Annotated in this window: 4 protein-coding genes and 1 pseudogene; 2 read left to right on the forward strand and 3 right to left on the reverse strand. The window is 67.7% G+C overall.

Annotation, left to right across the window (positions count from 1 at the left end; translation table 11 throughout):
• Nucleotides 1-339: 339 nt before the first annotated feature.
• Nucleotides 340-1,038 (reverse strand): antitoxin, encoded by a 699-nt coding sequence (locus ACYVOK_RS34460; protein ID WP_460666801.1) that lies wholly within the window; start codon nt 1,036-1,038, stop codon nt 340-342.
• 224 nt (nt 1,039-1,262) lie between these two features.
• The gene (locus tag ACYVOK_RS34465) at nt 1,263-3,512 is read right to left on the reverse strand and encodes an ATP-binding cassette domain-containing protein (RefSeq protein ID WP_460666802.1); all 2,250 of its coding nucleotides are present in this window, start codon (nt 3,510-3,512) and stop codon (nt 1,263-1,265) included.
• 83 nt (nt 3,513-3,595) lie between these two features.
• On the opposite strand from ACYVOK_RS34465, the pseudogene ACYVOK_RS34470 reads away from it, so the two are divergent.
• Nucleotides 3,596-3,742, forward strand: a pseudogene (locus tag ACYVOK_RS34470) (helix-turn-helix transcriptional regulator); the annotation flags it as partial.
• A gap of 684 nt (nt 3,743-4,426) precedes the next feature.
• Nucleotides 4,427-5,035 (forward strand): helix-turn-helix transcriptional regulator, encoded by a 609-nt coding sequence (locus ACYVOK_RS34475; protein ID WP_460666804.1) that lies wholly within the window; start codon nt 4,427-4,429, stop codon nt 5,033-5,035.
• Nucleotides 5,036-5,188: 153 nt separating this feature from the next.
• Here the strand turns inward: ACYVOK_RS34475 and ACYVOK_RS34480 are convergent.
• Nucleotides 5,189-5,399 (reverse strand): hypothetical protein (locus ACYVOK_RS34480; RefSeq protein WP_460666803.1); only part of this gene is annotated, 211 nt, incomplete at its 5' end.

Consider the following 5,399-nt stretch of genomic DNA (forward strand, 5'->3'; position numbering starts at 1 on the left):
CACCGCCACCACCCCGGCTGAGGCGGGCACCGCCGCGAGCTCTTGTACCACCGCCACCACCCCGGCTAAGGCCGACACCGCCGCGAGCTTTTGTACCACCGCCGCCACCCCGGCTAAGGCCGGCACCGTCGCGAGCTCTTGTACCCACGCCGGCTGAGGCCGGCACCGTCGCGCGGTTTGTACCAGGGCCGCCAGCCGCGGCTGTTCTCCCCCGCGGCTGCGCCTCCGACCCGGCCAGCCATTGCTGCCGCGGGTCGTGCGGCGGCTCCGCCTCAACCTGAGGTCCGAGCAAGGCGCCCGTTCCGCCACCTTGCTCGAATCCTCACCAACCAGCCCGAATTATGTGCGCGAGCCTGGGAGGTCGCCGTCTGCCGCGGTGGACTCGCCGCGACCCGTGACTGTGCCGCCGGTCTGGGCGCCTTCCGGGCGGGAGCCGACTGAACTGGCGTGCGCGGAGGATGGATCAGGTGCCTCGCCGCCTACAACTTCCCCGTGCGCGTCCGGAGCACCCCCGCCCCCGTCCTCAGGTACGCCGCCGCCGGCCTCGTCCTGCCCCGTCGTACCGGCCTGTCCCCCAGCCTCCGGAGCCCCATCACCAGCACCGGACTCATCCGCCGCCTCACCGCCCCCACTTCCACCCGCACCACCAGACGCCTGCGCCTCGCCGGCTCCGCCGACACCACCCGCCTGCGCCTCGTTCGACGCGTCGGCTCCACCCGCCTGCGCCTCACCGGTTGCCTCGGCGCCGCCCGCTTGCGGCTCGCCGGATGCACTGCCGGTGTCTGCTTGTGGCTCGTTGGATGCGTTGGCGGGGTTGGGCTGGTCGGCGCTTGCCGACTGGGTTGGTGCGGTTCCGGACTGTGAATCGACGTAGCTGCCGACCTTCTGCTGGACGGCGTCGACCTTGTCGGCGTACTTGCCGCCGGTCTGCTTGTCGAGCAGATCACCGGCCTTCTCCACGCCGGCCTTGATCTTGTCCGGGTTCTGTTTGACGACGTTCCGGAGCCAGTTCTTCGCCTGTTCCTGGAATTCGCTCATTGCACCCTCCGCGGTGTCAGGGGCGGATCGACCGAAAATCTCAGCCTACGAACCGGCTCCAAACACCGGCCTACTTCGGATGACACACCGTCAACCCCCACCCGTCAACGCCCCTCGCCGCCACCACCCCACCGAACTGCAGGCAAGCTCACCGAATCCCCCTACCGTCCTCACACCGCGCAAGCAATCCGATCCGCCGCCGACCCAGCGCGCCGTACTCGAACTCACCCGACGGACTGGTCGGCGGCCAGAGCCCTGCTGGTCGGTGTCCCGGCCCGGGTGTAGTCGGCAGGGTGGCCCTCGAACAGAACGGTGCCGCCATGGCGGCCGGGGCCAGGACCCAGGTCGATCAGCCAGTCGGCCTGGCGGATGACGTCGAGATTGTGCTCGACCACGACGACGGTGTGACCGTGCTCCACGAGACTGTCGAGCACGTGCAGCAGCATGTCGATGTCGCTCAGGTGCAGACCCGTCGTCGGCTCGTCCAGCACGTACGTCGTCGGCTGTTCCGCCTGCCGCAGTTCCTTCGCGATCTTCACCCGCTGGCACTCACCCCCCGACAACGTGTTCAACGACTGACCCAGCCGCAGGTACCCCAACCCAACAGCCGCCAACTGGTTCAGCGCCCGCGAGATGCCCGCGTCAGCCAACTGAGCGATCGCCTCGTCGATCGTGAGCTCGTCGACGTCGGCGATCGAGAGCCCATTGACCTTGTACGCAAGGACTTCCGGAGTGAAGCGACGCCCGTGGCACGTCTCGCACACAACCTCCTGCCCCTCCATGAACGCCAGGTCCGTATAGATCACCCCCAGCCCCTTGCAGTCCGGGCAGGCTCCGTCGGAGTTGGCACTGAACAGAGCAGCCGGTACGTCGTTGTGCCGGGCAAACAACTTGCGAATCGCCGGCGCAATGCCGGTGTACGTGATCGGTGTCGACCGGCGGTTGGTACTGACCGGCTTCTGATCGATCACCACGGCGTCATGCTGCGCCACCAACTCCTCCGCCAGGCTCGACTTGCCAGAGCCTGCCACACCGGTCAGCACCGTCATCACTGCCGTCGGAAAGCTCACCGTCACGTTCTGCAGGTTGTTACGGCTCGCGTCCACCACGGTCAGCTTCCCGTCTCCACGACGAGGAGCAGCCTTGAGCGGGCGTTGCACGGTCAGCGCCTTGCCCGTCGACGTACCGGCCTTGCGAAGCTCGGCGAACGTCCCCTGGAACACAAGCCGCCCACCCGCACTCCCCGCGCCCGGACCGACCTCGATGATCTGGTCCGCATGAGCCATCACGGCAGGGTCGTGCTCGACGACCAGCACAGTGTTGCCACTGTCACGTAGCCGTTCCAGAAGCCTGATCATCGACTCGACATCGGTGGGGTGCAGCCCGACGGTCGGCTCGTCCACGACGTACGTCATCTCGGTCAGACTCGACCCGAGATGCTTCACCGTCTTGATCCGCTGCGATTCACCGCCGGACAGGGTGGTCGTTGCCCGCGACAACGTCAGGTACCCGAGCCCGATCGCGACCATCGCCTCCAGCCGTGCGGTGAGCGCGGCAACGACCGGTACGACGCTCGCAGTGTCGATCGTGCGTACGACGTCTAGTAGCTGGGTGATCTCGACTCGCGACAACTCGCCGATCGTGTGACCGAGTACGGTCGCGGTCCGCGCCGCCTGGTTGAGCCGGTCACCGCCGCAGTCCCGGCACGTCTCGGACCGGGTGAAACGGCGAATGGTCTCCTGCTTCCGCTCCGACAGGTTGTCGGACGTGTGCAGGTAGATCCGTTCGAACCGTTCGACGAGGCCTGTGTACTCCTTCGGCAGCTTCCGGCCGAGCTTGGCTGCCGCTTGGCCGCCGTACAGCAAGGCCTCACGTTCCGCCTCGGTCCACTCGCGTAGTGGTGTATCCGCATCAAACGTGCCGATGTCGGCGTACTGGCTGTACCAATAGCCGCCGTTGCCGAAGCCGGGGAGAAGGATCGCGCCGGCGGCGAGTGAATTGTCCAGGTCGAGGAACCTGTCGACGGCACTCACCACGACCTCGCCGAGCCCGGAGCACGTGGGGCACATCCCGACCGGATCGTTGAACGAGAAGTGGTCCGACTCACCGACGTACGGCGTACTCAGCCGTGAGAACAGCAACCGCAGATACGTCCACGTGTCGGTGATCGTGCCGACGGTCGAGCGGGCGTTGCCACCGATCCGGCGCTGATCGATGACGATCACCGGGGTCAGGCCGCCGATGTGTTCGACCTCGGGGCGCGTCCATTTCGGCAGGCGATTCCGGGCGAACGGCGGGAACGTCTCGTTGAGTTGGTATCCCGCCTCGGCGGCGATCGTGTCGAACACCAGCGACGACTTGCCCGAACCGGACCTGCCGACGAATACGACCAACTGGTTCCGCGGGATGTCGAGGTCCAGGTCGGCGAGATTGTTCGTCCGGGCTCTGCGGAGGGTGATGGTTCGTTGCGTCATGAGTACGACGGTATGGCGAGATGTGGCCGGATTTTGACCGCAATTCGTGGAATCATCGAGGCATGGCCGATGTCACCGCGCGGATGCTGGCGCTGCTGTCCACCCTGCAGACGGGTCGGCCGTTCAGTGGCGACGAGCTGACGCGGCGGCTGGGTGTCAGCCCGCGCACGCTGCGCCGAGACGTCGACCGGCTCCGCGGATACGGCTACCCGGTCGAAACCCAACCCGGCCCAGGCGGCTACTACCGCCTGGCCGCCGGCCGCACGATGCCACCACTCGTGTTGGACGACGACGAAGCAGTAGCAACCCTCCTAGCCCTAGCCTCCCTCGCCGCAGCCGGCCCATCACCAGCCCCGACTGCCGACGCGAGCTCCACCGGTGACGGAACACCCACCGCCGATGGGAGGTCTGCTCGTGACGGGAGTACGGCGGGTGACGGGAGTACGGCGGGTGACGGGAGTACGGCGGGTGACGGGAGTACGGCGGGTGACGGGAGTACGGCGGGTGACGGGAGTACGGCGGGTGACGGGAGTACGGCGGGTGGCGGGAGACCCACTGCCGATGCGAGCTCGACTGGTGACGGGAGTACCACGGGTGGTGGGAGGTCGGCTGGTGACGGGAGACCCACTGCCGATGCGAGCTCGGCTCGTGACGGAAGTACCACGGCTGGCGGGAGGTCGCCTGGTGCCGGAAGACCCACTGCCGATGCGAAGTCGCCAGCTGGTGGGAGGTCGGCTGCTAGTGGGACGTCGGCTGCTGGTCGGACGTCGGCGGCTGTTGGGGCGTCGGCTGCTAGTGGGACGTCGGCTGCTGGTGGTGCGTCGGCTGGTGGTGAGGGTGGGATCGATGATGCGGCTACGCGTGCTTACGGGAAGCTGGATCAGTTCTTGCCGGCTCGGCTTCGGGGGCGGGTGGTGTCGGTTCGGTCGAGTCTGGAGACCAGCCAGCAACCGGCGCCGAGCGTGACCGCCGAACAGCTCAGTCTGGTCGCAGAGGCGATTGCTCAGCAGGAGACGATCTCGTTCGACTATCAGAACGCTCGTGGTGAGCGCGCGCACCGGCGGGTGGAGCCGTATCGGCAGGTTCACCACCTGCTGCGGTGGTACCTGCTGGCGTGGGACCTCGATCGCAACGACTGGCGCGTCTTCCGTCTGGACCGCATGACCGACGTCCTCCGCACCGGCAGCCGGTACCAGCCCCGCCCACTCCCCGCCGAGTCAGCCACCGACTACCTGCGCCAAGGATTCAACAGACACAGACAAACCGTCAGCCTCGTGGTGGAAGCCCCCGCGACGGACGTCATGGACGCCCTGCGGCACCAAGACGCGGCAATCCAGCCCGTCGGTCCCCACCGAACCAACGTCACCGTCGCCATCGACTCCTGGCAGTGGCTGGTCCTCAACCTCGCGTTCCTCGACGCCGACTTCCACATCACCCAAGGCGACACCTTCACCACGGCCTGCCAAACCTTCGCCCACCGCCTCCTAGCCGCCACCGCCCCAAACCCCACCGCCACCACATAGGCAAGGTCCGCCTTGCCCCTCGCCGATCATCGCCCCGGAACGGCGGAGTCGACGCCGACGCCGTACCCGCTGTCCTCAGCCTGCGCCGCACCGCCGCGAACCTCCACATGATCGCCTCGGAGTTGGCTCCACCGCGAACGGCACCGCCGAGGATCACGCACCCGAGCACACCCCACCCGCCTCGCGCTCCGGAGCAGACGCCCACGCCGTACCCGCTGTCCTCAGCCTGCGCCGCACCGCCGCGAACCCGCACATGATCGCCTCGGAGTTGGCTCCACCGCGAACGGCACCGCCGAGGATCACGCACCCGAGCACACCCCACCCGCCTCGCGCTCCGGAGCAGACGCCGACCCCGTACCCGCTG

Source organism: Kribbella swartbergensis, assembly GCF_054784135.1.

What these genes read in the sequence shown, in the direction of transcription:
- ACYVOK_RS34460 (WP_460666801.1), bottom strand. Translation starts at nt 1,038, where the DNA reads ATGAGCGAATTCCAGGAACAGGCGAAGAACTGGCTCCGGAACGTCGTC.
- ACYVOK_RS34465 (WP_460666802.1), bottom strand. Translation starts at nt 3,512, where the DNA reads ATGACGCAACGAACCATCACCCTCCGCAGAGCCCGGACGAACAATCTC.